The 24982-nt window shown below is 53.1% G+C and carries 24 protein-coding genes; 8 read left to right on the forward strand and 16 right to left on the reverse strand.

What is annotated here, in order from left to right; translation table 11 throughout:
- Positions 1–817: 817 nt before the first annotated feature.
- Positions 818–1498, forward strand: coding sequence for an alpha/beta hydrolase (locus tag AABA21_RS33950; RefSeq protein ID WP_338257115.1), 681 nt, complete (start codon positions 818–820; stop codon positions 1496–1498).
- Positions 1499–1553: 55 nt separating this feature from the next.
- Here the strand turns inward: AABA21_RS33950 and AABA21_RS33955 are convergent, their stop codons facing one another.
- Both AABA21_RS33955 and AABA21_RS33960 read right to left on the reverse strand, forming a co-directional pair.
- A complete protein-coding gene (locus AABA21_RS33955; protein ID WP_338257116.1) occupies positions 1554–1829 on the reverse strand; it encodes an endonuclease III domain-containing protein in 276 nt (91 codons plus the stop codon).
- Between the two features lie 80 nt (positions 1830–1909).
- Entirely contained in the window at positions 1910–2803 is an 894-nt protein-coding gene (locus AABA21_RS33960) for a LysR family transcriptional regulator (protein WP_338258518.1), read from the reverse strand.
- A gap of 204 nt (positions 2804–3007) precedes the next feature.
- Here AABA21_RS33960 and AABA21_RS33965 point away from each other — a divergent pair, with 204 nt between their 5' ends.
- Together AABA21_RS33965 and AABA21_RS33970 are read left to right on the forward strand one after the other, a co-directional pair.
- Positions 3008–3880 carry an NmrA/HSCARG family protein gene (locus AABA21_RS33965; protein WP_338257117.1) on the forward strand — a complete coding sequence of 291 codons (873 nt, stop codon included), beginning with the start codon at positions 3008–3010 and terminating at the stop codon, positions 3878–3880.
- Positions 3881–4060: 180 nt separating this feature from the next.
- Positions 4061–4546: a cupin domain-containing protein gene (locus tag AABA21_RS33970; protein WP_338257120.1), complete on the forward strand. Its 486-nt coding sequence runs from the start codon at positions 4061–4063 to the stop codon at positions 4544–4546.
- A gap of 8 nt (positions 4547–4554) precedes the next feature.
- Here the strand turns inward: AABA21_RS33970 and AABA21_RS33975 are convergent, their stop codons facing one another.
- The 7 genes from AABA21_RS33975 to AABA21_RS34005 form a co-directional block, all read right to left on the reverse strand.
- Positions 4555–5139, reverse strand: a complete 585-nt coding sequence (locus AABA21_RS33975) for a hypothetical protein (RefSeq protein ID WP_338257121.1) — start codon at positions 5137–5139, stop codon at positions 4555–4557.
- 87 nt (positions 5140–5226) lie between these two features.
- Entirely contained in the window at positions 5227–5547 is a 321-nt protein-coding gene (locus tag AABA21_RS33980; RefSeq protein WP_338257122.1) for a hypothetical protein, read from the reverse strand.
- Positions 5548–5680: 133 nt separating this feature from the next.
- Positions 5681–5962, reverse strand: coding sequence for an SAM-dependent methyltransferase (locus AABA21_RS33985; RefSeq protein WP_338257123.1), 282 nt, complete (start codon positions 5960–5962; stop codon positions 5681–5683).
- A 452-nt stretch (positions 5963–6414) separates the two neighbouring features.
- On the reverse strand, positions 6415–6690 hold the full coding sequence (locus AABA21_RS33990) for an endonuclease III domain-containing protein (protein ID WP_338257124.1): 276 nt from the start codon (positions 6688–6690) through the stop codon (positions 6415–6417).
- A 211-nt stretch (positions 6691–6901) separates the two neighbouring features.
- Entirely contained in the window at positions 6902–10693 is a 3792-nt protein-coding gene (locus AABA21_RS33995) for an NACHT domain-containing protein (RefSeq protein ID WP_338257125.1), read from the reverse strand.
- 101 nt (positions 10694–10794) lie between these two features.
- Complete coding sequence (locus AABA21_RS34000) at positions 10795–11550, reverse strand: toll/interleukin-1 receptor domain-containing protein (protein WP_338257127.1); 756 nt, start codon at positions 11548–11550, stop codon at positions 10795–10797.
- A 316-nt stretch (positions 11551–11866) separates the two neighbouring features.
- Positions 11867–12142, reverse strand: a complete 276-nt coding sequence (locus tag AABA21_RS34005; RefSeq protein WP_338257128.1) for an endonuclease III domain-containing protein — start codon at positions 12140–12142, stop codon at positions 11867–11869.
- 370 nt (positions 12143–12512) lie between these two features.
- On the opposite strand from AABA21_RS34005, the gene AABA21_RS34010 reads away from it, so the two are divergent.
- Both AABA21_RS34010 and radC read left to right on the forward strand, forming a co-directional pair.
- On the forward strand, positions 12513–12740 hold the full coding sequence (locus AABA21_RS34010; RefSeq protein WP_338257129.1) for a hypothetical protein: 228 nt from the start codon (positions 12513–12515) through the stop codon (positions 12738–12740).
- Positions 12741–12988: 248 nt separating this feature from the next.
- Positions 12989–13723 (forward strand): RadC family protein, encoded by a 735-nt coding sequence (gene radC / locus AABA21_RS34015; RefSeq protein ID WP_338257131.1) that lies wholly within the window; start codon positions 12989–12991, stop codon positions 13721–13723.
- Here radC and AABA21_RS34020 read toward each other — a convergent pair.
- Both AABA21_RS34020 and AABA21_RS34025 read right to left on the reverse strand, forming a co-directional pair.
- The gene (locus tag AABA21_RS34020) at positions 13692–14408 is read right to left on the reverse strand and encodes an endonuclease III domain-containing protein (RefSeq protein WP_338257133.1); all 717 of its coding nucleotides are present in this window, start codon (positions 14406–14408) and stop codon (positions 13692–13694) included. The two genes, radC and AABA21_RS34020, sit on opposite strands and share 32 nt — an antisense overlap.
- Positions 14408–14851, reverse strand: coding sequence for a response regulator (locus tag AABA21_RS34025; protein WP_338257135.1), 444 nt, complete (start codon positions 14849–14851; stop codon positions 14408–14410). The genes AABA21_RS34020 and AABA21_RS34025 overlap by 1 nt, the downstream gene beginning before the upstream one ends.
- A 403-nt stretch (positions 14852–15254) precedes the next feature.
- On the opposite strand from AABA21_RS34025, the gene AABA21_RS34030 reads away from it, so the two are divergent.
- Entirely contained in the window at positions 15255–16298 is a 1044-nt protein-coding gene (locus AABA21_RS34030; protein ID WP_338257136.1) for an AfsR/SARP family transcriptional regulator, read from the forward strand.
- 159 nt (positions 16299–16457) lie between these two features.
- Here the strand turns inward: AABA21_RS34030 and AABA21_RS34035 are convergent, their stop codons facing one another.
- From AABA21_RS34035 to AABA21_RS34055, 5 genes are all read right to left on the reverse strand, one after another.
- The gene (locus AABA21_RS34035; protein WP_338257137.1) at positions 16458–17183 is read right to left on the reverse strand and encodes an endonuclease III domain-containing protein; all 726 of its coding nucleotides are present in this window, start codon (positions 17181–17183) and stop codon (positions 16458–16460) included.
- 159 nt (positions 17184–17342) lie between these two features.
- Entirely contained in the window at positions 17343–17873 is a 531-nt protein-coding gene (locus tag AABA21_RS34040) for a GNAT family N-acetyltransferase (RefSeq protein ID WP_338257138.1), read from the reverse strand.
- Positions 17874–18071: 198 nt separating this feature from the next.
- A complete protein-coding gene (locus AABA21_RS34045) occupies positions 18072–19223 on the reverse strand; it encodes a peptidoglycan recognition protein family protein (protein WP_338257140.1) in 1152 nt (383 codons plus the stop codon).
- 203 nt (positions 19224–19426) lie between these two features.
- Entirely contained in the window at positions 19427–20671 is a 1245-nt protein-coding gene (locus AABA21_RS34050) for an MFS transporter (protein WP_338257142.1), read from the reverse strand.
- 491 nt (positions 20672–21162) lie between these two features.
- Positions 21163–21771, reverse strand: a complete 609-nt coding sequence (locus AABA21_RS34055; protein WP_338257143.1) for a DJ-1/PfpI family protein — start codon at positions 21769–21771, stop codon at positions 21163–21165.
- A 187-nt stretch (positions 21772–21958) separates the two neighbouring features.
- Here AABA21_RS34055 and AABA21_RS34060 point away from each other — a divergent pair, with 187 nt between their 5' ends.
- Entirely contained in the window at positions 21959–23797 is a 1839-nt protein-coding gene (locus AABA21_RS34060; protein ID WP_338257145.1) for a S9 family peptidase, read from the forward strand.
- Positions 23798–23965: 168 nt separating this feature from the next.
- Entirely contained in the window at positions 23966–24874 is a 909-nt protein-coding gene (locus AABA21_RS34065; RefSeq protein ID WP_338257146.1) for a class I SAM-dependent methyltransferase, read from the forward strand.
- Positions 24875–24982: the final 108 nt, after the last annotated feature.

The following is a 24982-nucleotide window of genomic DNA, read 5'->3' on the forward strand; positions in this document are numbered from 1 at the left end:
TGCAAAGTCTTCCTGCCATTATGACTTGTTCAGTTCACGGGTGAGACACGGCCAGCAAAAGCTGTCACAGTTTATACGAGAGTCACTTGACGAACTCAAAGCTGTGCTCTGATTGTAAATCATTTGATTGAATGGGCGAAACGTGGTGGGTTGCGGCACAGCCTTCTTCTAAGATCGTGCCTGAATCGCCTGTTCTGCTCAGTTAGATGCCATTTTGACGAGAAAGAAAAACATATTTTTCAAGGCTTCTACCTACTAAGAACAGATTGAAGCATAAGAGACTGAAGTACTTTATTTATTTAGGTGTGATGATAGGCGAGATGAGCAGTTTCTGCTAATTATATACTAATGCAAGGTGAAAGACGTTCTAGCAAATGACATGTTTTGTTATCTCATTTTAAAAGGCCAGATGTCGACCGCAGCATAATAGCTTGTACGTTCTGCTGGTCATTGGTAAGCCGATTATTGAGCGCACCGCAGCTTGCGTGGCTCCCATAATCATGAGAAATGAGCACATGTGCAGTGACCAGGAGTTTTCCTGAATTTCGTCTTAAGCGTAGCTACTATGCGGTTAAGGAGCATGTCCATGCCATTTTCTTGCCGACCTTCAAAGAAAAACGTTGTGCTATCGTCGTCTCACCCTTTTATGAGCCGGAGAACACTCTTCAGGCACCTTGGCGGAGCGGCTGCTGCGACAGCTCTTGCTTCTAGTTTAGAGTCCTTCACTTCGGTGAGAAGTGCGTTGGCGTCAGGAGGACAGCCACAAAATACCTCTACAAACACTGAGAGCGCTTCCGGGAGATCATCGGGAATCAATGTGGTTCTCGTGCATGGTGCGTTTGTCGATGCCTCCAGTTGGAGCGGTGTCACGCCCATATTACAGCAGGCAGGACATCACGCCCTGGCGGTACAGATACCGCTTACGTCGCTAGCGGATGATATCGACGTGACACGCCAGGCTCTCGCTTCCGTCTCCGGTCCCGTGGTCCTTGTTGGACATTCCTATGGAGGTGCAGTGATTACCGGAGCTGGAAACGCCTCGAACGTTGTCAGCCTCGTATATATAGCGGCCCATGCACCTGCAGAAGGTGAATCGCCCGCTGAGCTCAGTGGGCGCTATCCTACAACGCCCGGAGCGCAACACTTTGTCTCATCCTATCGTCAGGGTTTTATATGGCTTGATCCACCATACTTTCCGCCAACGTTTGTTGCAGACATTGATCTTGCTAAGGCACATGTCCTTGCGGTTTCTCAGAAACCGATCAAGCCGTCTTGCTTCACAGGCAAATCGGGTCCAGCTGCCTGGCAACGTCTGCCTTCGTGGTATGCTGTATCGCTCTATGATCAGACGATCGACCCCAATCTTGAACGATGGTTGGCCAGGCGTATGCATGCAACGACCATAGAAATTCCATCAAGCCATGCCTCACCTGTGTCACATCCAGTTGATGTTGCCCAACTGATCTTACAGGCCGTCCAGGTTGGGAAGAAGAGATAAAGACCTTTGACGTTGCGTAAAGCCATACATGTTTAGGATGTTAAGGAGTATTCTCCTAAGATATCCCCGTCTCTTGCGGGTTAACGCTGCCGAGGTGGGCGCACTGTGCGTAGAGCGGGCACTCGCCGCACTTTGGCTTTTGAGTATGGCATATCTGGCGCCCGTGGCGGATCATACCGACGTGCAGACCATAGACCCAATCGGGCGGCGCGATTTTCGCAAACACGGTGTGGGCCTGGTCGGCGTCGACCTTTGGGCCGATCAGGCCTAGACGCTTGCTGACCCGCCATACATGGGTGTCTACACACACCTCCAGTTGGGGGTTCTTCACATCGTCTCCATAATATCGTCAATGCTCTCCAGAGGCTGATTAAGATTGGTTTGTAATTTTATTGTGGTTATGATGATCCACTAGGAGATGCCTTGCTCCAGATTGGCAAAGTAGTCCATGACAAACTGGCGGAAGGTCAGGGCAGCTTGAGAGAGATAATGCTTCTCCTGCCATGCGAGGCCAAGAGTACGCTTACAGGTGGGATTTGTTAGATGAATGCATGATAAGAGTTGCTCATTGGCCTGTTTCTTCATCATAGCAGGCGTAAACCCCACACCAAGTCCAGCTTTGACGAATTCATAGAGCATCGCAGGCTCATCTATTTCGTAAGAAATGGAAAGAGTAATGCCTGCTTGCTGACAAAATGTATCGATCAGGTCGCGCAGACCACTGCCAACTTTTTCAATCACCACGGCTTCGCGGGCGACTTCGCGCAAAGGGATATGCTTCTGTCCGACAAGTCGATGTGTGCTGGGGACGACCAGGAGAATTTCATCGGTCAGCAAGGGTCTCCATTTGATGCCAGACCTGGCGAGCGGAGTGGATAAGAAGCAGAAATCATAAGCACCCGTTTCGAGTTGCTGTGGTATTTCAGCAAGTGGGCATTGGGATAAGCGAAAGTGAATGGAAGGGTGTAAGACCTGGAAGCGGTGTAACAGGTCCGGAATCCAGGGGAGGGAAGCCGCAATCAGCGAAACCACTCCTTGTTCGAGCCCGGCCATATCTCGGACTTTGCGCTGCCCCTCTTCCAATTCATAAAACATAGCCTCAATGTGCTCAAGGAACGCTTTACCGAACTGATTGAGTTGAAGAGATCTTTCTTGCCGATCAAAAAGGGGAACCCCTATCTCTTTCTCCAGACGGCGAATCGTTTTACTGAGCGAAGGCTGAGCAATGAAGAGCTCCTCAGCCGCTTTCGTCATGTGCTCTCTGCGTGCCACCACGCGGAAATAGCGTAATTGAAGCAGGTCTATTGGCTCTCTCCCTTCACAACGATAGCTTCGGGTCTATGGATCCATGCTTCATTATGTCTTGTTTCTCTCTCTCTCGTCAAGATATGATGGAAAGGTCGTTTCAGCAGGTGTTCATCTCTTTTCATAAGATGCGCACTCTATCTGAAACACTTTTTTACGCTCAAGTATGTACTGCCAAAAAATATTACTGATAAAGGAGATAGCATGTCAAACATACAAAATCGTCATATTCTTGTCCTGGGAGCCACTGGTCAGCAGGGAGGTGCCGTAGCGCGTCATTTACTGGCCGCTGGCTGGAAGGTCCGTGCGCTTGTACGCGATCTCAATAAAGACGCTGCACAGGATCTCAAACGTCAGGGGGTCGAACTTGTTCAAGGAGATCTCAATCAGCTCGTATCCCTTCGTACCGCGATGGCGAACGTCTACGGCGTTTTTTGTGCCCTTTCATCCACTGAGGCAGGTGTTGAGGTTGAGGAACGTCAAGGAAAGGCTGTCGCCGATGTTGCGAAAGAGGCAGGTGTCTCCCACTTTGTGTATAGTTCGGTAGGAGGAGCAGAACGCGAGAGCGGTATCCCTCACTTCGAGAGCAAATGGCACGTGGAAAACTATCTCCATGAACGTGGTTTACCCGTCACTATTCTCCGTCCCGCTTTTTTTATGGACAACTTTCGCTCCTTTGTTTCAGAGGAAGCAGACAAGACATTGAGCATCAAGATAGCTCTGAGACCAGAGACGGTGTTACAGATGATCGCTGTTGATGATATTGGCGCCTTTGCCGCCCTGGCTTTCGAGCAGAAGACGGCGTTCCTTGATAAAGAGATCGAAATCGCAGGCGATGAACTCACACCTGTCCAGATCACCGAGGTCTTCCAGCGTGTTTTGGGCAAACCTCTGCGCTTTATTGAAGTGCCGGTAGAACAAATGCTCCGAGTTAATTTTGATAACGGGAAGATGTTTGCCTGGTTCAATGAGGCCGGGTATCGGGCCGACATCGCGACCCTGCGTCAGCTTTATCCACCATTGAAGACGCTGGAGATGTGGCTGAAAGACTCCAACGCCTTTCCCCTCCCGGCATAAGTCTGCCATCCCCCAGGTGTTTTCTTCAGGAAAAGCAACATGCGTATGTCAACCATGCGCGCCATACAAGTTCATGTCTATGGCGATGTCATTCAGATCCGTCATTGCGTCGTGTTCAGGTCCGTGCATTTTTTTTGAACAAATGTTTGCTTCCATATATGGAGCGAAAGGAGAAGTCAGATGACAGAGAATGCTATTCGTCCGATTATTCAGGAATTCGAGCAGGGAGAGAGAACGTTTCTTTCTCAGACCTGGTACCAGGTGTGGAAAACGACGGGAGAGACGACCAATGGGGTGGTGGATACCTGGTTTGAAGTGATTCCACCACAGATGGGACCACCGGAGCATAAGCATGCCCAGTTCGATGAGTGTTTCTGGATTGTAAAAGGAACGTTTCTGATCAAAGTCGCAGAGCACACCGTAAAAGCCACTGAGGGCGCATGGATCTTCGTTCCTCGGGGGATGGCCCATGCCTTCTGCAATATAGGGACGGAAGATGGCCAGATGCTCATCGAGGCGCTGCCAGCAGGGAGGATGCGTCCGTACTTTGAGGAAGTCGGTGCTGTCTTAATGTCTGAGCCAGTCGACCAACAAGCGCTCCGTCGCGTCGGTGAGCGCTATGGGATCATCGAGGTTGGGCCGCCTCTGCAAGGAGAAACAGAGTGAAAGATCGGTTAGGCAAAGTCGGGAAGCTCATACTCTTCAGAGGCATAATAATAGCCGGTTGAGGGTAAAAAGTTGGGAGCGACGGCATAAAATGACCAGGGATGGTCATGCCAGAATTGTTGGACAAGCGGCTGCTCAAGCGGCCAGCTTTGGCGCGTAAACACCTCCCAGAAGAAGTCTCGGAGGATCTCCTGGGCACGTTGCTCGCTGACCTGTTTCTGGTATGGACTGTCTGCGCTTGTGAGCATCCAATGGAGTCGTTCAGCGAGGCTCTGCTCGTCCATTGGAGTCAGTATCAATTGCAATGGCTCTAGCACCGGGTTCCCTGACGGAAATAGCTGAACAGGTTCCCCATCGATAAAATCCCATGTTGAATAGGAGAGTAGCTCACGGAGTCGATCAACTTCGAGAAACATGTCACGAAATAATGGACTCTGTAAGAACTGCTTGAGGATCTCCTGAGTATTGCTGCTTGTAATGATCTGCTCTGAACGCACCTTGAAGAGCATGGTATTGCTCTTCAAGGTGGCGTCGATAGCCCTCAGCAAAATAGTTGTTGCAGGTTGCAGAATATCTTGCAAGAGCGATTGCATTGCCTGTTATCTCTTTCTTCTACAGTGCCTCAGCGGTTGGTCAACCGCTGAGGCACTGATCGCTTTGTTTAGGAATGCATGTGAAAGCTATTTTTGAAACAGATACAACCCAAATCCCAGCGTGTCACGCCCCCAGCGCAGGTAGACATCGCGCCAGGAGTGAAGCTGCGCGATAAGAGCTGGCAGGTCAGGGTCATCAGGCTGGCGGTAGGCAAAGCGCTCATGCATCCGGAGCCACTCGAAGCGGTCCCATTCGTCTTCATTACAGACACAGGCATACATCGGCACGAGGCCGAGGGAAACTCCTGTCGCCACATTGTCTGCGTGCGTTTGGAACTCGTCGCTCGTCGTCTCTAAAGCAGTCAGGTACTCTTGAGACGGTTCCTGCTTCCAGTAGCCATCTCCCATCAGCACATATCCACCCGGACGGACGTAGTGTGCTAGACGCTCCAGCGTTGGTCGAAAACCGCCATAGATATGGCAGGCTCCCAGACAACTCGCCAGGTCAAATGCATCCGGTTCGGACTCGAACGTCTTTGCGTCACACGCTCGGAGTTCCGAGTTTGCCGGTAGGAATACGTTTAGCAGCTTGTTCTAGCGCTTCCTGAACATAGGATGAATCAAACTCCAGCCCCAGTGCTTTGACCTGGTAGCGCTCGACGAGGCGGATAGGCAACTCAGCCCTTCCTGAGCCGATATCGAGAACGATTGCCTGATCACTGAGACCGAGGAGTTCGATGACCGCCTCTATTTTCTCCACACTGAAAGGGTTATTGTAGGGCAAACCTTGATGAGAAATGGTTCCGTATTTCAGTTGATTCAAAGGATGGTTCCTTTCACACGTGAATTCTTTGAACGATTGTACTCCAGGGCATGATGTATTTCCTGGTCTGTCATGCGTCGCCAGGAAAATCTACCCGTGGGGGAGCAAAAAATGAGTGAGCAGGCGCGCAACAGACCTGCTCATCGACAGCATTTCTCCAGGCAGGGCCAATCGGTGCGTTTCCGTCACCCGGAGAATTATTGCCTCGTCAATGCGCGGAGAACATCATTCATACAGAACCATTCCTCCTTCCATACTATGCAACAATACGGAGAAAGCCACTGACAAGCGTGTTATGTCAGGTAGCTGAGTCAGTATAGCACAAGCCTGATCCACAGAACAATAGGCCGCATGCATTCGTAGCCTGGGACCTGAGTAGTTACCAAAATCTTCCTTAATATGGAGGCTAGCGATTATTGATTTTGCTTTGCTTGTAATGAGTAGAATTCCCATTAAGAAATCTCAGTCTCCTGCGGGTTGACGCTGCCAACGTAGGCGCACTGCACGGAAAGGGGGCACTGACCGCACTTTGGCTTTTGGGAGTGGCACACCTGCCGACCGTGACGGATCATGCCGACGTGCAGGCCGTAAACCCAGTCGGGCGGCGCGATCTTCGCAAACACTGTGTGGGCCTGGTCGGCGGTGACCTTCGGGCCGATCAGGCCTAGACGCTTGCTGACCCGCCATACATGGGTGTCTACACGAACCTCCAGTTGAGGGTTCTTCACATCGTCTCCAGGATATTGTCAACGCCCTCCAGAGGCTGGTTAATATAGGTTGATATCTGTTATGCTAGTGTAAGTACTTAGCATTCTTTATCTTCTATGTGTTGTTGTGAGCCATCTCAGATTTTTCGATGTTAGAGGGATGGCTCATATAACACAAGGGAGAGAAATTCTCGTTTTTGGTAATATTTTTATGTAAGAAAGGTAGCGCTTTCTATTTCGATTGGCGTAAGATCTGTCTCCCGTAAACCATATTTATTAACTCGCGAAACATATATTCTATCCACGTGCGTGCATCTTTGCATTCAGCAGCTTTCTCAAAAAGATCTAAGAATTGCAACCGCAACTTCGATGGGCTCAATAATAAACCATCACGTGCGAAAAACCAGGGTTTTTGTGCAATCAGGTCACCGACCTTTTCGCTGGGCTCATGTGTGCGCACCTGCAAGCAAAACTCCTCGGATGCTCCTTGCGTCTCCAGAAACTCATCCACTGCATCGGGATAGTAGATATTCAAGCGAGACAAAAACACCTGGATCATATGATTGATCTGAACATCTCCGCTTTTGAAAAACACCTCCAGAGCCTCCAGGGCTGCATGTGGCTCTTGCCTATCAATTCCTACATACGGTAAATCCGTACTAAGCATGATCTCAAAGTATTTGAGATTACGCTGGGAAAGCGCTGCTAGAATAGGCGCTTCTAGCCAGGCGGTTCTGACTATTCCTGTTCTTCTATATTGATGGAGAATATAAGGTGCTGTAGATAGTATTTGTGGAGCTTCAGAGCTACGGCTATGGTGCTTTTCGGGATGGCGCGTGTAGCATTCTCGGGCGATCTCGGTGGTATACACGAAAAAGTCAAACATCTCATCATTTGTTGGATCGCGATCTAAAACATCAGGAGCCACATGATTAATCATAGCCACATAAGGGTAGGATGCAACATCGCTTTTCGCGGCTTCAAAGAGCTGTTTGAGAAAGGGCAAAAAGCTATGAGGGGCGGCACATGCATGTGCTGTAAGCCCCAGCGTGACAGTCAGCATTACCAGGACATTGTCAATCTTAAGCGCGGCAAGGTAATCCTGCTCCATCTGCTCTCTGGAATAGTCCCCATCTATATCCAGGTAGTGAATCAGATTTCTATAAAGGGCCTTTGTTTCTTCCTCAAGCTTAAAAAAAGACTCAAGGACCGGATAGCTCACCATATTGTAGGTAGGCAACTCACGAATCAGGTGGAAAGCAACAGTAATGGCGGAGGAGATAATCTGCTCACGGACGAAGTTTCGGGTGACGTTCTTCCATGGACTGCTGCTCTCGTGAATCCGAAACAATCTGGCAATCATCGCATGCCAGATGTCGTGTAATCTGCTGAGAATCACTGTATTCTGATAGTGGTCGAAGAAGATGACTACCGACAGGACAACCACTGACTCACAAGCCATCAAATGTGGAACCAGACCATTCATGGCCATCTTCGCCAGGTATTCAATGATCTCAAATCCCGCTGCTTGATCGCGCTGCCAGAGGTAGTAAGTATAGCGTGCAGCCACCGCCCTCACATCCGAATCTGCTTGTAGTGCTGCAGTTTGCAGAACCCATCTCAACTTCAACTGGCTGGCAACCTCGATGGCGATTTTTCGAGCATTGCGTGTCCGGAGATCGGCTCCCTCCGTAGATTTTTTCACCATCTGCCGAATCTTCTGTATCCCGCCGGTTTTTTCTTCCTGAGGGAGCAGATACCTCAGAATATTTTCAACTTGCTCAAGATCACCAGTCCCGAGGTTGATGAGCACATTGACCATCATTTCTTTGACATGTTGCTTTGTCGTGTGGCACAGCTTCACAAATGTCTCAACGTCTGACTTCCTGGCCTCCTCTGTTAGCGCGTTTCTGACTGCTCCCCACAGAAATGGTTTGCTGGTGGTTCCCTTCTTGCTGTTTACCTCATCAATCAAGTCGAGGAAAAAGGTGTATTGATCAGTCTGAGCTTTACAAAGGCTTGCGAGTCTCTTACCCGCGAAGTACTCATAGAATCGTTCATATTTGAATGCGATTTTTTGTTCACGCCCCTGCTCTTGAAGCACAAGAATGTCGGCATCCAACAGGGCACGAAACGACTGATTCAACTGGTCGTTGTAGATCAATTCATAGAGTGCGCCACCAGCCGCATCAAGCTCGGCCTCGGAGACCGCATTGCTGTAGTCGTTCTCTCTCACCATCAGCGAGACCAGCTGTTGTTCTAAAAACCGTTGCTCCTTTCTATCCAGGACGGTATGGATATATTGTTCGATCAGGGTAGCAACGGTCACATGCTCGGGAATAGCTTGTTCGCGGTAAGTCTTTGCGAGTAATCGCAACTGCAGCGGATCTCGCAATGCCTCCCGTAATTGATATGACAATGCCCGATAGGGCGTTTTGAGTTTGAATTCCTGCTCATATTTGCTATAAGCCTCAGAGAGTTCCTGTTGGGTAAACGGGTCCATCTGCGCGGAGTAACTGAACGATTCTAATTCTACGATCGCTGTTTCATTGACCGGATCTCGATAATAGAGTGCCTCGGCGAGTTTTACTCCCCGCTTGATCTCTTTCCATGTCTCGGGACGAGAGCTCAGCACAACCTTGAGCCACTGCCAGGAGTTTTTTTGGACAAGTTCATCGAGTTGGCGCAACAATTTTGCGGCATCTGGATTCTCATTCACGGCATCTACACACAAAATGATCTGTCGATCGTTGATACCATCGATCTTAGAGATTTCTTGCCAGACCTGTGGTATAGGTTGCTGAAGGTAATCGCTAAAATCCTGGCTGATAATGTCCGTGAGTGTGGAAGAGCTCACAGGCAGGTTCGCCCCATCATACATGAGTACACAGACATCCTGTCGTATCTGTTGCAGTTCCTCGGCGAAAGCAAGCAGAAAGTTGCTCTTACCTACCCCCGACTTACCTACCAGGACAAAACCACGTTTCCTCGGATCTGCTAAGAAGGTCTGTATGTGTTGTTGGACTGTGTCACGCTGGAGATAGAGTTTGTGATGATACTTGCTTTGTACAGTTGCCATCCGTCCAGCGGTAATCTTCTCGCAAATATCGTGCAATTCTTCCCATGTCAGCTGTTCAGCTTTCTGACGTTCTTGCCTGGTGTTTTCTATGGCGTCCAGTATCAAATAGACGAAATCCTTGAAATACTTCTCATCGAGGTAGCTTTGAGCCGGGGCAGGCACTAAATATTTCAATCGATGCTCAACCCAGCGATCAAATACTCCTATATTTATTGATTCGATGGCATCGCCCAAAAAGGCCAGTAGTGGATGGAGGGAGAGAAAATCTTCTGTAGCGGTTCGTAAGTAGAACTGCCCATTGGTCAGAGCTGTATATTGAGGCAAAGATCTCTGACTCTTCTGAACCTGTATGCCTTTGTGCAATTCGAAGGTATAGGACTGCTCGTCCTGAGCAAGTACAAGGATGAAGTCATACTGACCAATGAAGGAGAGCGCCTTCAGGATTTTACGCAGGTGTTCATGTAACTCCTGGGCTAACATTTGCCAATAGGCATTGTCTCGTGACCGTTGCTCCAACAGGAGATCCTGGGTTGCTTTGGTCAGCCGGTTGAAGGGCGCTTTTACTTCAGTTCGTTCTCTATGAGGGTAAGTTAAGGTATCCCAGTAGAAATCATACAGTTCTGGCATGAAGATAAGATCGCGATTATCTTTGTAGGTTCGCAAGGTGGCAAAGAAAATCTTTTCCCAGGCATCTGACGTTAAGTGAGAAAAATTTTGCTCCAGGAGTTTGTCTAAATAAGTATCACTCAACAGAAGATCGCGGTCGTGAAAAAGATATTGACTTACGAGATTGATGGTTAAGGCATGAAGCACAAGGTTGTAGATATGTAATTGCAGCGTAACCTGTTCCTGTGGTTCTTGTGTCTCGAGCAGACGATGATAATTAACTGCGATGAACGAAGGCATATGTGTTAAAGTAAATACTTCAAAGTTGGTTTCTTCCACTAGCCTATCTCCCGAACAGCTTAAATTCTGGTAATAAAAAATAGATAGAACTACATTTGATGGTGGTCCAGCCAGAATATGTTGCGAAAACTCAGGTTTCACTACACAAAAGGGTGCATTCCGCTTTCGAAAAAATGAACTCCCGTTGCGGTAATGCGCGGTCTACGAAGGATCCGTGTCATTATCTGGTTTTGTTTTGTAACGATATAGCCTTTATCTTCTAAATCAGTCACATCGGACTGGATCTCATGCCATGGTTTACCTATGAGATGAGCCAGATCTTCTCCATCGAACGTTGGATCAGAGCGTTTCTCGTAGAGAATCTGAAGAATCCTCTCTTTAATGGAAGGAGTAGGCACTTGATCCTCTATATTTAGTAATGACCTCGCCTGTTTCTCCTTGATTTTATCAATCACTTTGCGGATGCCCCTGGCGATATCCAGAAATGCTTCATCATAATTGGGCCATGTAATCACAGGCTGTGCATTTTTAGGCAAGACCGGAAGATTGCTGAACAGGGCTGCTTGCCAATCGACAGGGCGCAGGATAACCGGAATGACATAGGCCTCTCCAGCTTTATGTCTCTGCATGGCACGTGGTATTTCTCTTTCGTAAATATCGGCTGATGACAGAGAATCTGGACTAACAAGCAATAAGATGACATGCGCCGCATCAATCATGGCTTGAATCTCCTTTTCCCACTCCACACCCGGGCTAATATCACTCTCATCGTGGATTTTAAGCCGATACTGCCGTATTAACGGCCTGAGGTGCTTATTGAGTTCGCTTTGTAATTTTTTATCTTCAGATGCATAACAGTAGTAAATATTGATGCTATTTGTTGCTTCTGCAGTCATCAGTTAGTTTCCAATCGAATGAGCGTGGCTACTGGATGGTCGCAAAACGTATTATTTCATCTACAGGAGCGGTGCAGGAGATCGTTCAGCATAGTAATCGGATATGAGAACGCCATCTTCCAGCGTTCACGAGTAGCATTTTTTTTGCTCTTGAAAGGACAGTAATTGCTAAAGGAGATTCTGTTATCGACATCTTCTTTTCTCATACAATAGGGACTAGATGCCCAATTTTTAATTTAGTATATATAATCGGTCATATGATGTCAAAGCTGTGCTCACGCGTCAGGGAGAACTGGTTGTGATCCATAGTGTCTGGTTAAGATATCCCCGTTTCCTGAGGGTTGACGCTGCCGACATAGGCGCACTGCGCGTAGAGGGGGCACTCTCCGCACTTTGGCCGCTGGGCGTGGCAGATCTGGCGGCCATGACGGATCAGGCCGACGTGGAGGCCATAGACCCAGTCGGGTGGCGTGATTTTGGCGAAGACGACATGAGCCTGGTCTGCATTCACCTTAGGGCCGATCAGGCCTAGACGTTTGCTGACCCGCCATACATGGGTGTCTACACACACCTCCAGTTGGGGAGTCTTCACATCGTCTCCAAGATATCGTCAACGCTCTCCACAGGCTGGTTAAGATAGGTTTGTAGTGTGGCTACCTCCGATCACGGCCATCGCTCGACATGAACATGTCTCCCCAAAATTTCACGCATATAGCATGCCTACCCCAATGTCGAGGTTCCTACTCGTGAGAAAGTCGAGATTTCACAAGAGGATATGTTGAGTATCATCGGTGGAGGAAAGAGGGCGGATTGTTACCATTAAAGGGACAGCGGATAGAGAAAACCGCTGGAACCCCTGACCCAAACGGTTCTCTGTCAGGGCCACGAACACAAGCAGAAACAGGGAAAGGAGGCGCGATTTCTTCCCCGACTGAAAGCGGGGAAGGAGAGCCAATGTAACGATGATGCAAGAGAATCAAAGCGAAGTAGCGCAGCTCCTGCGCCAAATCGAAGCGGAGTACAGCGCAGCGAAGCGGGGATTAACGGGCCTGTGCACAGGAGGGTCGAAACACAGCTTCATCACCGCCCGGATGGAGAATATAGGGGGGCACTATGGACGCCTCGCGCAGCTGGTTGGCGAGGGGAGAGCAATGCGCCTCGTCCTCGAAGCCTCGGAGCGACAGGTGTAAAAACGTTCTCCCCGAAGCGGCAAATGTGCCATGCCACGGTGCCCGATCCGTACATATCCCCGGCACCGTGGCATGGCACGTGTGGGTTCATCAACATCGCATCCATGAGCGACAACAGCTATGGCGGCTTGTCCTCCTTTCTCTAAAAGGGATTTGGAGCAGTTCGCTCACCCCGACGCTTCCGCTTTTACCCCGATTTTCGGGAATAGTGCGTTAAGGGATTTTTCCGGAAATGGAGGACGATCAGCATGTACCACCCCGAAAAGGTTTCATCGGAGGTTCCTGACCGTGCGCGAGAACGCCATTTGACCGTGCGCGAACTGCCCAGTCACGAGCGACCGAGAGAACGTCTGCACCACTTTGGAGCACAGGCACTCTCCACCGTAGAACTGCTCGCGATCATCCTGCGCACGGGCAGTAAAAAGGGGAGTGTCCTTGAACTGTCCAACCGGATCCTTACCAAGTACGGTGGGCTGAGTGGCCTTATGCGGTCCGACCTCGGCGAGCTCTGCCATGAGTACGGGCTCGGAGAGGCCAAGGCCGCGCAGGTAATGGCCGCACTCGAGATCGGAAGGAGGCTGAGCATGTTGCGGCCAGACGAACGCTACCGCATCAGATCCTCGACTGACGCGGCAAACCTGGTCATGCTAGAGATGGCATATTTAGACCACGAGCAACTGCGCATCCTGCTTTTGGACACGAAAAACCAGGTCGTGGGGAACATCAGTCAGTATCACGGGACGGTCAACAGCTCTGTCTTGCGTGCCGCCGAGATTTTTCGTCCCGCCATCATCCGCAACTGCCCGGGTATTATCCTCTGCCACAACCACCCGAGCGGCGACCCTACCCCTTCCCGGGAAGACATCGACAGCACGGAGCAGATTGTCGCGGCCGGACGCATCCTCGATATAGAACTGGTCGATCACATCATTATCGGCGACCAGCGCTTTGTCAGCCTGAAAGAGTATTTGAGGTGGGGGTAGCCCGCGAGAGGGCGTGCTGGCACCTGCTCTGCAGTTGGCATTCCTGGCAACGCGGCCGCCTGGCTTTGCACACAAGCGCCCCGAAATCCAGGACCGCCCAGTTGACCTGTAGGCTGCGCTCTCCGCTGACTAAATGTCGGGCAAGCTGATTAAGCGAGCGATCGCGGCCCACTCCAGCGTCCTCGGGCCGCTCGAAGAAGCGATCTAGAAGTCGGGCCATATTCACATCGAGGAGAGGTTCGTCTTGTCCATATACCACGGCCAGCAGGGCACTGGCAGTGTAGGGGCCGACTCCCCGCAGGCCCTCGAGCTCTGCGCGCGAGCGGGGAATGCCCCCTTCGTGCTCTTTGAGCGACTGCGCAAGGCGTTGGAATGCCTGTGCCTTTTGCCGCCAGAGCCCCAGCGGCCTCAGCGCGCGCTCCAGATCTTCCAGGGGCGCTTGCGCGAGGGTCTCCCATGAAGGATAGCGCTCTATGAGTCCGGGGTAGACCCGTGCGACACCGGTGGCGGTCGTGCGCTGCAACAGGATTTCTGCGATGGCGACCTCGTAAGGCGCTCTACCGTGATCGCGCCACGGGAAGGAACGCCCCTTACCCCCGAACCAGGAGAGAAGCTGCCCGCGCAGCCAGGAGAGGCGCTCTGCCACCTCCGGTGCGTGCACATAGGTTTCTTCTGTTTTTTTCATCAATCCGACTCCTTCCTGACAACCAGCTGCAGATCACCTGGTGTGCCGATCCCTAACGAGTGTGCTCTAACGGGCGTCCCGGACACGAGGGAAACGATCTGCGCCCGTACCAGGGGTTTCTTCACCACCCGCTGGGCGCCCGATACGCGGGCTCGCACGCCACGCAGGATCCCATCGCGGCTGCCGAGGAGGGCAATAGGAACCACCGAACGGAAGCTGGGTTCTTCCCTCAGATACTTCAGCACGCCAATACTACCCATCCCGGGGAGATCCATGCTCAGGAAGAGCAGGTCGGCGGGACCGTAGTGGTGGAGAAAGCACAGCGCCTCCGCAGGATCTCCGAAGCTGGTGACCCGGTGGCCCTCTCGGCTGATGATTACCTCGAGGATCTTACGCGAAGTGACCGAAGTGTCCAACACCATGACCCGCAATTGTCGTCCCATAGTTCCCCTCCCGTGCCCGCTTTTCTCCCTCACCCCGGGCCTCCACAACCACGATAACATGCCCCCCTCATCATTTACCCGTGATCATTCACCGTGAGGCAAGGCCATCTCACTGCATCCTCACGGTATTGGATGGGAAGGGCCGTGGGCCGCGCTGAGGCGGGTGGATGATCACCATTTCCATCCTTCTGTGGCCCGGGAAGAATAGGCAGGGAGGGGATGGCGAAAGGGGACCTTTTCACGGATTGCTCACGAAACATCCCGACATCCTCATAGCGGAACTGGCCCCTCTGCTATACTTTGGGGGGAGCGGTATTGGGGGAGATGAATGAACCCACTCCTCACTCCTTAGAGTGGCAGATTTCTCATGGGCCACCGAGATCCGGATAGAGCAGGAGGATATATGCGGATAGTACATGATGCTGACGAGTTCAGACGCGCGGAGTACCCGCCGGTACGGATCACCACGCTCGGTGAGTTCACGCTCGAGCGGCTTATACCCGCTCCTTCGCACGAGGGGGAGGGCCCTCCTCGTTACGTGCGCGTGGCGCGAAGCGAGTGGGGGAACCGCGGACCGGCAATGGCTCTGCTGAAGGTGTTGCTCTGCAGTCCACAGCGTCGGTCACCCCGCAGCGAAATCATCAAGGCAATTTGGCCGGACTATGAGGCGATCAACGCCGCACACGCGCTCGACTCGGCCGCCTCCGTACTCCGCAGGCATATTTTGCATCACGGGGAGATCGGGGAAATGCTCATCACCTTACGCGGAGGAGGCGAAACGCTCTTCAAGCTGCCCGATCAAAACCGCCTCTGGGTTGATGCTGACGCGTTCCTCTCTCAAGCATCGAAAGCGATGCGGGCCGAGCACCAGGGGCGGAACCCGATCCCCCTGCTAGAGGATGCGCTGGCCCTTGCCAGAGGGGAATTCCTCGAGGACGACCTGTATGCCGAATGGGCTCAGGGCCGCAGACATACGATCAACGGGGCGAGGCACCGCGCGCTCTTTAAGCTGGTAGATCTCTACCTGAAGGGAGGGCAGGCCTCCCTAGCAGAAGAGTGGCTCTTCGCAGTCCTCGAGGAGGATCCGACCGACGAAGATGCCCTGTGCAGGCTGATGGCCCTCCTGGCGCAACAGGGGAGAAGGCGAGAGGCCCTCCAACTCTATCAGTACACCAAGGACCTGCTCCTGGAAGAACATGTTGCGCCTGCCGACTACACGCGTGATGTCGCGCGCCGCATCAAGCAGGGCCTCGCCCTGCGTGAGCAGAGGGAGCGCTATACCGCCTCGGGGGGACAGGTTCCCCTTTCTCTGGTGAGGAATGGAGAACCGCGGTGGAAAAGAGAATTCAGTAGTTCCCAAACGCGGAGGGGAAATGCGCCGCATAGTGGCGAGGTAAGGTATATACCTCTGATTGGCAGCAGGCAAGGTGTGCAGAGCGGCAGCTAATGTGTACTCGGGGGTCGCTTTAACGAAATCGCCTATCTCCGGTTCGCAGGGATTGGTGAAGCCTCACAACTCATATGTAGTAAAAGTGTAGAAGGCATTCTGTCATCGCACAAGAGATGGGATATGATCTCGTGGAATGGCAGAATGCCACCATTCCAATTAAGAAATCTCTGTCTCCTGTGGATTGACGCTGCCGACGTAGGCACACTGCGCGTAGAGCGGACACTGGCCGCACTTTGGTTTTTGGGAGTGGCACACTTGCCGGCCGTGACGGATCATGCCGACGTGCAGGCCGTAAACCCAGTCGGGCGGCGCGATCTTCGCAAACACGGTGTGGGCCTGGTCGGCGCTGACCTTCGGACCAATCAGGCCTAGACGCTTGCTGACACGATGGACATGGGTGTCAACTGGCATGATCGCACGATTCATATCGAAGAGCATGACGCAGGCAGCGGTTTTGGGTCCCACGCCGGGAAGGGTGCGCAGGTAGCGCCAGGCCTCTTCGGGCGAGCGCTTTTCGATCTCGCCGTAGAGATATTCAGGGAGGGATTTGTTGCCACCGCTCTCTTTTTGCTGGGTTGTCAGTGTATTCAACACGTCCTGGATGCGCTGCGCTTTGACGTTGGCGAGGCCGCCGCAGCGGATCGCCTCGGCCAGCATGTGCGTGGGGACGTCGCGTACCTCCTCCCAGCTCGGGAATGCCTGGATGAGCTGGCGATAGGCGCGGCCCGAGTTGATATCGGAGGTGTGCTGCGAGAGGATGGTGCCGACCAGCCCACCCATAGGATCGTAATCAGGATCATTATGCATCTCACCATAGGTGTCGATGAGCAGTTCGTAAACGCTGGTCAGATGGAGGCTGGGGATGATCGATGTCGCTGTCATGGCTCTTTCCTGTTTCTACCTGTCTATATGCTTGCTTGCCTGGAGGCATGCCGATATGTCTTTCTTATATATATCAGGACGATTCAGCCAGATAAAGCAGGTGCATGTTTTGTGTCTCTGGGACTATTTTGTCAGGCATGCTTTGGGTCGCGGCGGAAGTCAGGAGGCGGGGCGAGACATTACCACGAAGGGCTGGTCACCTTCACTGAATTGGAAGTTGGTGAGCACATAATCCCAGCCCAGCCTTTCATAGAAGCGGCGCGCGCCTGTGTTGCTGACCTCGGTTGAGAGGAGGGTGCGCGGACAGGGCTGGTTCCGCAATAGTGTCTGGTGGAGGGCGTGGCCAACGCCCCGGCTGCGATACTCATGTAGCACCGCCAGCTCAACGAGCACCCAGGCATCCTGGAGCGCGGGATGCTCACCGCCCAGGCGCGTGGCGACGCGATCGTGCCACCAGTTTCCAGCCTGCGAGCGGTGACCAAATCCCATACCGATTACCCTGTTCTGGACCAACGCGACCTGTCCGCGAAAATCAGGATATGTTGCGTAACGGGCGACGAAGGCGCGAACCTTTTCCAGATCACCCGGCCAGGTCGCGAGGTAGACCTGGACGGCATCCTCCAGGTAAGGAGATGGTGCGGTAAATGATGCCAGCGTGATAGCGCTCGGATCCTGGAATGCGTTTTCCATATTTTTTCTCCAGATCTTATGTTGTGGGTGATAGATAGTAAATGCCTGGATTGTTGGTTATATAGAACAAATATACGTGTAGTGCAGTATATCATTATTCAAGAAGTGGCGGCTATGAGAGAGGGTAGGACAGGAGGAGGAATACCATGCTGGTTTCTTTCTCCTGTCATGTTCTAGCTGCGAGGGTTAAGCGAATGTTTAGATAAACTCGCGGCGCAGGTTGCCGCCGACGGCGACGCACCAGGTGTTGAGATCGACGCTGCCCAGGGGCAGGATGAAGTGCATCAGTTGGAGCTTGCGCACGGCTTTGATGGTGGCCTGATCGAAGGTGCCGTTGACCACCACATCGTAGCCGTTGCGCTTGAGCAGGCTCTGCAGGGCGTTTACGGGCGCGCCACTGCTACCATAATGCAGGGGCGTAACCAGCGCTTCCCAGGTCTGGTTGTTGACGTGGCCATCGACTGGAATCTGGTGGTCGGCCTGGAACTGGCGCACGACCGTGTCGGTGTCGGCATCGAAGTAACTGCTGACGTTGAGGGTATAGCCTTTGTTGTTCAGCAGCTGCTGGATGGTCTGGACCACGATACCGCTGGTGAGTTTGCGCTGATCGGGCCAGGTGCGCTCAGGGATGCTCTGGAGCTGCTTCAGGCGCCAGGCGACGCGCCGGCGGAACGCGGGCAGCATCGAGTAGAATTTGATGCCGGGACAGTCGGTGTCCCTGAAGTCCCAGTGGCCGAAAATATTGTTGGCGTTGAGGTCATATTGTTGGCAGATGTACACGCATAGATCTTCGAGCGAGTCCAGCAGCGCGTCGGGCGGCGTCTCGGTAAAATAGGTGCCCTCGTTCTCAATGCCGATGGCCTCGGAGTTCATGCCGGGACAGTGCGCGCTGACGATGTGCTCGTTGCCGTTCTGTAGAGCCTCCAGGCTGCGATGGCGTCCCTCCAGAATATAGCCGCCACGGGTCACCGTGAAGTGCTGACCCGTATCGATCCAGCCGTTGGTGTCCATGTGCAGATCCTGGATCTCGTGCGCCAGCTTGTATGCCTGCTGCAGCGAGTAGTCGGTCGTGTTGGGGAATTCGGTGTGGTGGATGATGATCTCTTTACTCTTGATGTTGAGCACCGTCACCGGCTGGGAGGGTGGACGAGCGCCCCAGGTATCGCAGCCGATAATCGAAGGCGTCCCGTGGATCGCCGCATGGGCCGCTTTGGGATCGTGTACCAGGCTCCAGACCTCGGTCCCGCCCATCGCTATCGCGGTGGCGACACCAACACCAAGCTTGAGCACTGTGCGTCGCTTCACACCTTCGTTGTGTGATCCATCAGCGGCTACTACATCCTTGTCCATGCTACAGAGTTCCTTTCCGATATGCCATGAAATAGTAGTTGGTAGACCTCTATCTAAATGTATAGTGGTCTATATAACTTAAAGTATATACTAACGAATGTGTATATACAAGCTATTCGAGATGCAAATGGACAAAGAGAAAATAGGAGATAAAAGTTTGAAAAGAGATTGCCACGCGTGGTAACCTCTTTTCAAACTTTTATTTACTGGTCGGTCGGCATGGTGGCGTGTCGGACGCGGCGGTTGAGGGTAGTGGCTACGGCCAGCAAGACCAGCCAGGCACCGAGCAGGAGGGCGCTCCCCTTTGCTCCCAGGGATTGAATGAGCAGGCCGCTGGCGATGGCGCCGATCGATTGGGCCCCCTGGATGATCATCTGGACCGTGCTGCTCATGCGACCACGCATGGCGTCGGGCGTACTCATCAGGCGGTAGGTGTCGAGCGAGATGTTGTAGATGGGAGCCACCAGCTCTTCGGCGGCTGCGATAAAGAACATGGCGAGCGCGTTGGGCGCGACCGCGTAGAGCGGGAACATCAGGGCTTCGAGCCAGAGCATGCTGATGGCGATCTTGCCGAAGGGGAGGCGTCTGCGTATCCAGTTGCTGGCCAAGTTGCCGCTGAGCGCCCCGATGGCCGCCCCGGTGAAGATGAAGCCGATGCCACTGGCCGTGGTATGCAGCTGCTGCGCCAGGACCACGATGACCAGGTAGCCAGCTCCATAGCGCAGGCTGTCGGCCCCGTTGATGATGGTGAGGAAGCGTATCAGTGGCTGCCGCCAGAGCCAGGAGAAGCCTTCACCGATCGTTTTGGTCAGGGATTGGCGCGCACCTGTTTGTTCGCCCTGGAAGTTGCCGTGAATGAAGCCCAGCGAGAGCGCGGAGACGCCAAAGGAGACGGCGTTGGCCAGGAAGGGAAAAACCTTGCCTATGCTGTAGAGGGCGCCGCCCAGCAGCGAGCCAAAGGTGCGAATGCAGGTATAGGCGGCCTGCGATTGCGCGAGCGCGGCCGGCAGTTGATCGCGCGTGACCACATTGGGGAGCGCGGCCGTATTGGCAACGCTGAAGAGGGTCCCCAGGATGCCCGCGCCGATCACCACCAGATAGATTTGCAGCATGCTTAAGGCATGAAGCCAGAAGGCCACCGGTATGGTCAGCGTCAGCAGCATGCGCCCCGTATCGCAGACCAGCATGGTCCGCTTGCGATCCCAGCGGTCTACGAGCGCGCCCGCCAACGGGCTAACCACGAGGAAGGAGATGGTGTTCAGGCCGAGGACAATACCTGTCTGCACGGTCGATCTCGTCAGTGCCAGCACCAGCAGCGGTAGCGCGATAAACTGTTGCTGATTGCCGGCATAAGAAACGATCTGACCGCTCTGCAGGAGGAGATAGCTGGGATTGCGCCAGAGCGATGGCGGCGTATCGGTGTTATTGTGACGTGTATCAGAGATCATGGGTTGAAAAGCTCCATTCTCAATTATCTTTGGTGAGACGACATATAAAAAAGCCGTGAGCGATGCATACGTATCCGCAGCCCGGCGGCCTCCTGTCTCTGAAAATGGACGCAAAAAAGCCGTGGGCGCGATCGATATGTATCACCCACGGCTCGTCGATTTGACGTTCGGCTACGTTAGATCAGGCTTCGTATCAGAATCTGATCCCAAAAAAGGCATGGTAAGGCCCTGGGCGACACGAAGCGCTTTAACAATGCTTCCGCGAGTATAGAAGTTCCACCCTCGGGTGAACTTTGCCGTCGCACCAGCCATCTCGTTCCTTTCCTCATGCTCTAAAATCTAAGCCATTTAAGATAGTTGCTCACTTAAAATAACATCATCATTATCTGATGTCAACCTATTATGTTTGGAATATCTTGATTGACGCTTCAATACATTCAACATAACGAACGCAACAATAAAAGGGCCGAACCTACGATGGGTGATCGATTTTAGGCGCGCCAATCGTATTCCATGCGGCGCGCAGTCCACGCGGCAGCTTCGCGACCGTACAGGCGTTCCACTACATGCAGGCTCATGTCGATGCCGGCTGAAATGCCTGCGGAAGTGATGATGCGCCCCTCGTCAACCACGCGTACGTCATCGAGGATTGAAATCTGGGGATAGGTGTCGCGCATCCATTGGATGCTGCCCCAGTGGGTAGTGGCGCGGTGTTCGCTCAGCAGGCCGCCCTCGGCCAGCAGAAAGGCGCCCGTGCAGACGCTGGTCGTCAGTTGCGTGCGCTGATCCTGCTGCTTGATCCAATCGACCAGGCGCTGGTTGTGCATCTCTTTGCGCGTTCCCTGTCCACCCGGAACGACCAGGATATCCAGTGGGGGATGGTGTTCGATGGTGGCATGAGGCTTGACCAGCAGGTCGCCCCGGCAGGTGACGATGTCGTCCGTCTCTGCGATGGTGACGGCCCGGAAGAGTTGCTGCGCATCGCTGTGTTGACCAGCCAGCCTCGCCACCGAGAAAACCTCAAAGGGACCACAGAAGTCCAATACCTCGACCTCATTAAAAATAAGGATGCCCACCGTTAATACTGATGTTTGACTCATCTCGCTATCCTTCACAATTTATTGATGATGTTCTTATCCTTAAAATAGCACATTTTGACGCGTAATACATGTCTCCCACGTATGAAGACTCCCTCGCCCATAACTGCCTGCCTGGGGCACCCGCTGCGATAGTGGTAAGATGAGATAGATTTTTATGATGTGCAAATGATAGATCACGGAGAACAGTATGCTTAAAAAACCACTGCTTGATGCCGCGGCCCCCTGGCGCCAGCGGTTTCATGCCGCTGTATTGTTTGGCGCCCATGTGGCGCGGGAGAATGTGGCGCGGGGAATTGTGATCACGAATAAAGTAAAGCATATTTTTCAGATATTTGCCTGGGACGTAGCTACGAATGAGCTTACGCAGCTGACGCATCGACCAGCGGGCCTGTTTCAGGTGGTGCTTTCTACTGATGGGAAGTACCTGTATTATCTGGATGATCAGGCGGGAAATGAGACGGGGCATGTGGTGCGCATCCCCTACGAAGGTGGGGACCCGGTTGATCTGACGCCGGACCTGCCGCCATACGTGGTATCGCAGGAGTCTGATCTCTACGGATTGACGATCAGTGGATCGAGTGGCGTGCTGGGCGGGGTGGTGGCGCATTCGAACGCCTTCCACTTGTATTGCATTGACGTGAGAAATGAAACCACCACTGGGGAGCCGCGTTTGCTGTACAGCAACTCCCGGCTGGCTATCAGTCCCGTACTCTCGTACGATGGAGACGTCGCCGTCCTGGCTGTTACGGAGCATACAGGAAAGCTCCAGTATACGCTTAAGGCCTTTGACGTCAGCAGCGGCGAGTGCCTGGGGGAGTTAGAGGATGGTGCGGATGCCAGCCTGGACCTGTTTGCTGCTTCACCGCTGGCCGGAGATGTACGTGTGCTGGCGACCAGCGATCGTAGCGGGCATATGCGTCCGCTGCTCTGGAATCCCCGCACCGGAGAGCGTCATCAACTATTGCTGGATGATGTAGAGGGCGACATCAAGCCGTTGGACTGGTCCGCGGATGGAAAGCGGCTCCTGCTCTGCCAGTTCAAAAGCGCGGTGCAGCATCTCTATATCTATGACCTGGAAGGTGGAGAGATGCGTGCGCTCCAGCATCCGAGCGGCACGTACACGAAGATGCAGTTTGGACCCGATGATAGCATCATAGCCACCTGGCAGAATGCAACGCAGGCGACCAGTATCGTTGAGCTAGATGGGGAGACCGGAAATCTGAGACGCACGCTGATCCCGTCTGATGCCGTTCCGGCAGGGCGCCCCTGGCGATCGTTTACCTTCCCGTCCACCGATGGACAAGAGATCCAGGGCTGGCTCTGTGTTCCAGAGGGCGAGGGGCCGTTTCCCACCATCCTGGAAACGCATGGTGGACCTCAGACCGTCACCGTTGAGCGCTTCGATGCCGTGTGCCAGGCCTGGGTGGACCATGGCTTTGCCTTTGCCTCGATTAATTATCGTGGTTCGACCACCTTTGGCAAGCAGTTTGCCGAGCAGATCTGGGGCAATCCAGGCGATCTAGAGGTTGAGGATATGGTCGCAGCTCGCCAGTGGCTGGTCGACCAGGGCATTGCTCTGCCTGATCAGGTGCTGCTGACTGGCCGATCGTATGGAGGCTATCTTACCCTGATGGCGCTGGGAAAGTATCCAGCTCTCTGGGCCGCAGGAATGGGCGGCATCGCCGTCACCGATCGTTTGTTACAATATGAATACTCATCGGATAAGCATAAAGGCTTTATCGCGAGCCTCTTTGGGGGCACTCCTGACGAAAAGCTGGAGCAATACAGGAAAAGCTCACCCAGCACCTACGCCTCGCGTGTAACCGCTCCTGTTCAGCTCTTCCAGGGACGTAACGATACGCGCTGTCCCGCGCGCCAGATAGAGGTCTATGAAGAAATGCTGCGCGCACGCGGCAAGCAGATCGAGGTTATCTGGTTTGACTCGGGCCACGGCTTTACCTCGGCGGACGATCGCGTCACATCGCAAGAGCGCATGTTACGCTTTGCGTATAAGATATTGGACTGAACAGGCAGGTTTTTCAAAAAATACTCTATAAATTTCCAGGGCCAGACCGCCATACCTGAGCAAACTTATGTACTTTTAGTCGGAGATGATCTGGCTTGACTTTAAGTTGGAGTAATGCATAGACTTATAAGAAGGGTGAAATACATCAGGCCAGGAGATAGATTGTAAATGAAGCAGTTCGATCAAAGATCCAGCCATAAAAAGCAGAAGGATGAGCCTGCGATTCTAGCGAATGACGAGCCCAATTTTCACTGGGATGATGGGCGGCTGCGCGTCTCCAATGTTGCATATATGTTGCCCAAAGATCTGGGGGAGATCCAGCGGCTCGATTTTCAACATTATTTGTTGCGTTACGCCTTCAAGGGAAACCACCTGGCGCCCGTCAAGCAGCCACAGAATATTCTGGATGTCGCGTGTGGGACAGGGCGCTGGATGTATGAGATGGCCCAGACGTTTCCCCAGGCCAGCCTCGTCGGGATCGATATGGTGACGCCCCAGTCCCTTAAGTCGAACCTGAACTTTCCCAGGCAATGCATGTTCAAGCAGGGGAATGTCGCACAGGGACTCCCTTTTGTGCACGACTCGTTTGACTTTGTGCATCAGCGATTGCTGATCCTGGGTCTGCAGGCTACGGCGTGGCCGCCTTTGCTACAGAACCTGATTCGCGTCACCCGGCCGGGCGGTTGGATCGAACTGGTCGAATCAGACCTGATCTGTCGCCGTCTGGGGCCCCAGACGGCGCGTTTAGGGCAATGGGTACACGAGATATCGGTGCGCAGAGGCGTCGATCCTTCGTATCCACAGCGGCTGGGTCTGCAGATGCAGCAGATGGGCCTGGTCAATGTCTCGATGCAGAAGGTCTCAATCCCGCTGGGGCGCTGGGGTGGCCACATAGGCAGCATGATGCTGCAGGATATGATGGCCGTCATCAAAGCCACCCGTTCCCTGGTAAGCGCGTACGCCGGCATCTCGCCCGAAGAGTACGACCGCATGACCGGGACGATCTTCAAAGAGTTCGAACAATACCGCAGCTACTCTAATTTTTACGTCGCCTACGGGCAGCGGCCCACATCATAAATGTATCCCTCCGGGGGCACGTGAGTGCCCCTGCACGGGCGTCCGCTGCGCGGCCGCACTGGTTTTGTGTAGTGGTGCAACAGGGGCGCATCCGCGCCCTGTTGCACC

It is taken from the genome of Dictyobacter halimunensis (assembly GCF_036245075.1).

What these genes read in the sequence shown, in the direction of transcription:
- AABA21_RS33965 (WP_338257117.1), top strand. Translation starts at nt 3,008, where the DNA reads ATGTCAAACATACAAAATCGTCATATTCTTGTCCTGGGAGCCACTGGT.
- AABA21_RS33970 (WP_338257120.1), top strand. Translation starts at nt 4,061, where the DNA reads ATGACAGAGAATGCTATTCGTCCGATTATTCAGGAATTCGAGCAGGGA.
- AABA21_RS33975 (WP_338257121.1), bottom strand. Translation starts at nt 5,139, where the DNA reads ATGCAATCGCTCTTGCAAGATATTCTGCAACCTGCAACAACTATTTTG.
- AABA21_RS33980 (WP_338257122.1), bottom strand. Translation starts at nt 5,547, where the DNA reads ATGGGAGATGGCTACTGGAAGCAGGAACCGTCTCAAGAGTACCTGACT.
- AABA21_RS34000 (WP_338257127.1), bottom strand. Translation starts at nt 11,550, where the DNA reads ATGACTGCAGAAGCAACAAATAGCATCAATATTTACTACTGTTATGCA.
- AABA21_RS34010 (WP_338257129.1), top strand. Translation starts at nt 12,513, where the DNA reads ATGATGCAAGAGAATCAAAGCGAAGTAGCGCAGCTCCTGCGCCAAATC.
- radC (WP_338257131.1), top strand. Translation starts at nt 12,989, where the DNA reads ATGTACCACCCCGAAAAGGTTTCATCGGAGGTTCCTGACCGTGCGCGA.
- AABA21_RS34020 (WP_338257133.1), bottom strand. Translation starts at nt 14,408, where the DNA reads ATGAAAAAAACAGAAGAAACCTATGTGCACGCACCGGAGGTGGCAGAG.
- AABA21_RS34025 (WP_338257135.1), bottom strand. Translation starts at nt 14,851, where the DNA reads ATGGGACGACAATTGCGGGTCATGGTGTTGGACACTTCGGTCACTTCG.
- AABA21_RS34030 (WP_338257136.1), top strand. Translation starts at nt 15,255, where the DNA reads ATGCGGATAGTACATGATGCTGACGAGTTCAGACGCGCGGAGTACCCG.
- AABA21_RS34035 (WP_338257137.1), bottom strand. Translation starts at nt 17,183, where the DNA reads ATGACAGCGACATCGATCATCCCCAGCCTCCATCTGACCAGCGTTTAC.
- AABA21_RS34040 (WP_338257138.1), bottom strand. Translation starts at nt 17,873, where the DNA reads ATGGAAAACGCATTCCAGGATCCGAGCGCTATCACGCTGGCATCATTT.
- AABA21_RS34045 (WP_338257140.1), bottom strand. Translation starts at nt 19,223, where the DNA reads ATGGACAAGGATGTAGTAGCCGCTGATGGATCACACAACGAAGGTGTG.
- AABA21_RS34050 (WP_338257142.1), bottom strand. Translation starts at nt 20,671, where the DNA reads ATGATCTCTGATACACGTCACAATAACACCGATACGCCGCCATCGCTC.
- AABA21_RS34055 (WP_338257143.1), bottom strand. Translation starts at nt 21,771, where the DNA reads ATGAGTCAAACATCAGTATTAACGGTGGGCATCCTTATTTTTAATGAG.
- AABA21_RS34060 (WP_338257145.1), top strand. Translation starts at nt 21,959, where the DNA reads ATGCTTAAAAAACCACTGCTTGATGCCGCGGCCCCCTGGCGCCAGCGG.
- AABA21_RS34065 (WP_338257146.1), top strand. Translation starts at nt 23,966, where the DNA reads ATGAAGCAGTTCGATCAAAGATCCAGCCATAAAAAGCAGAAGGATGAG.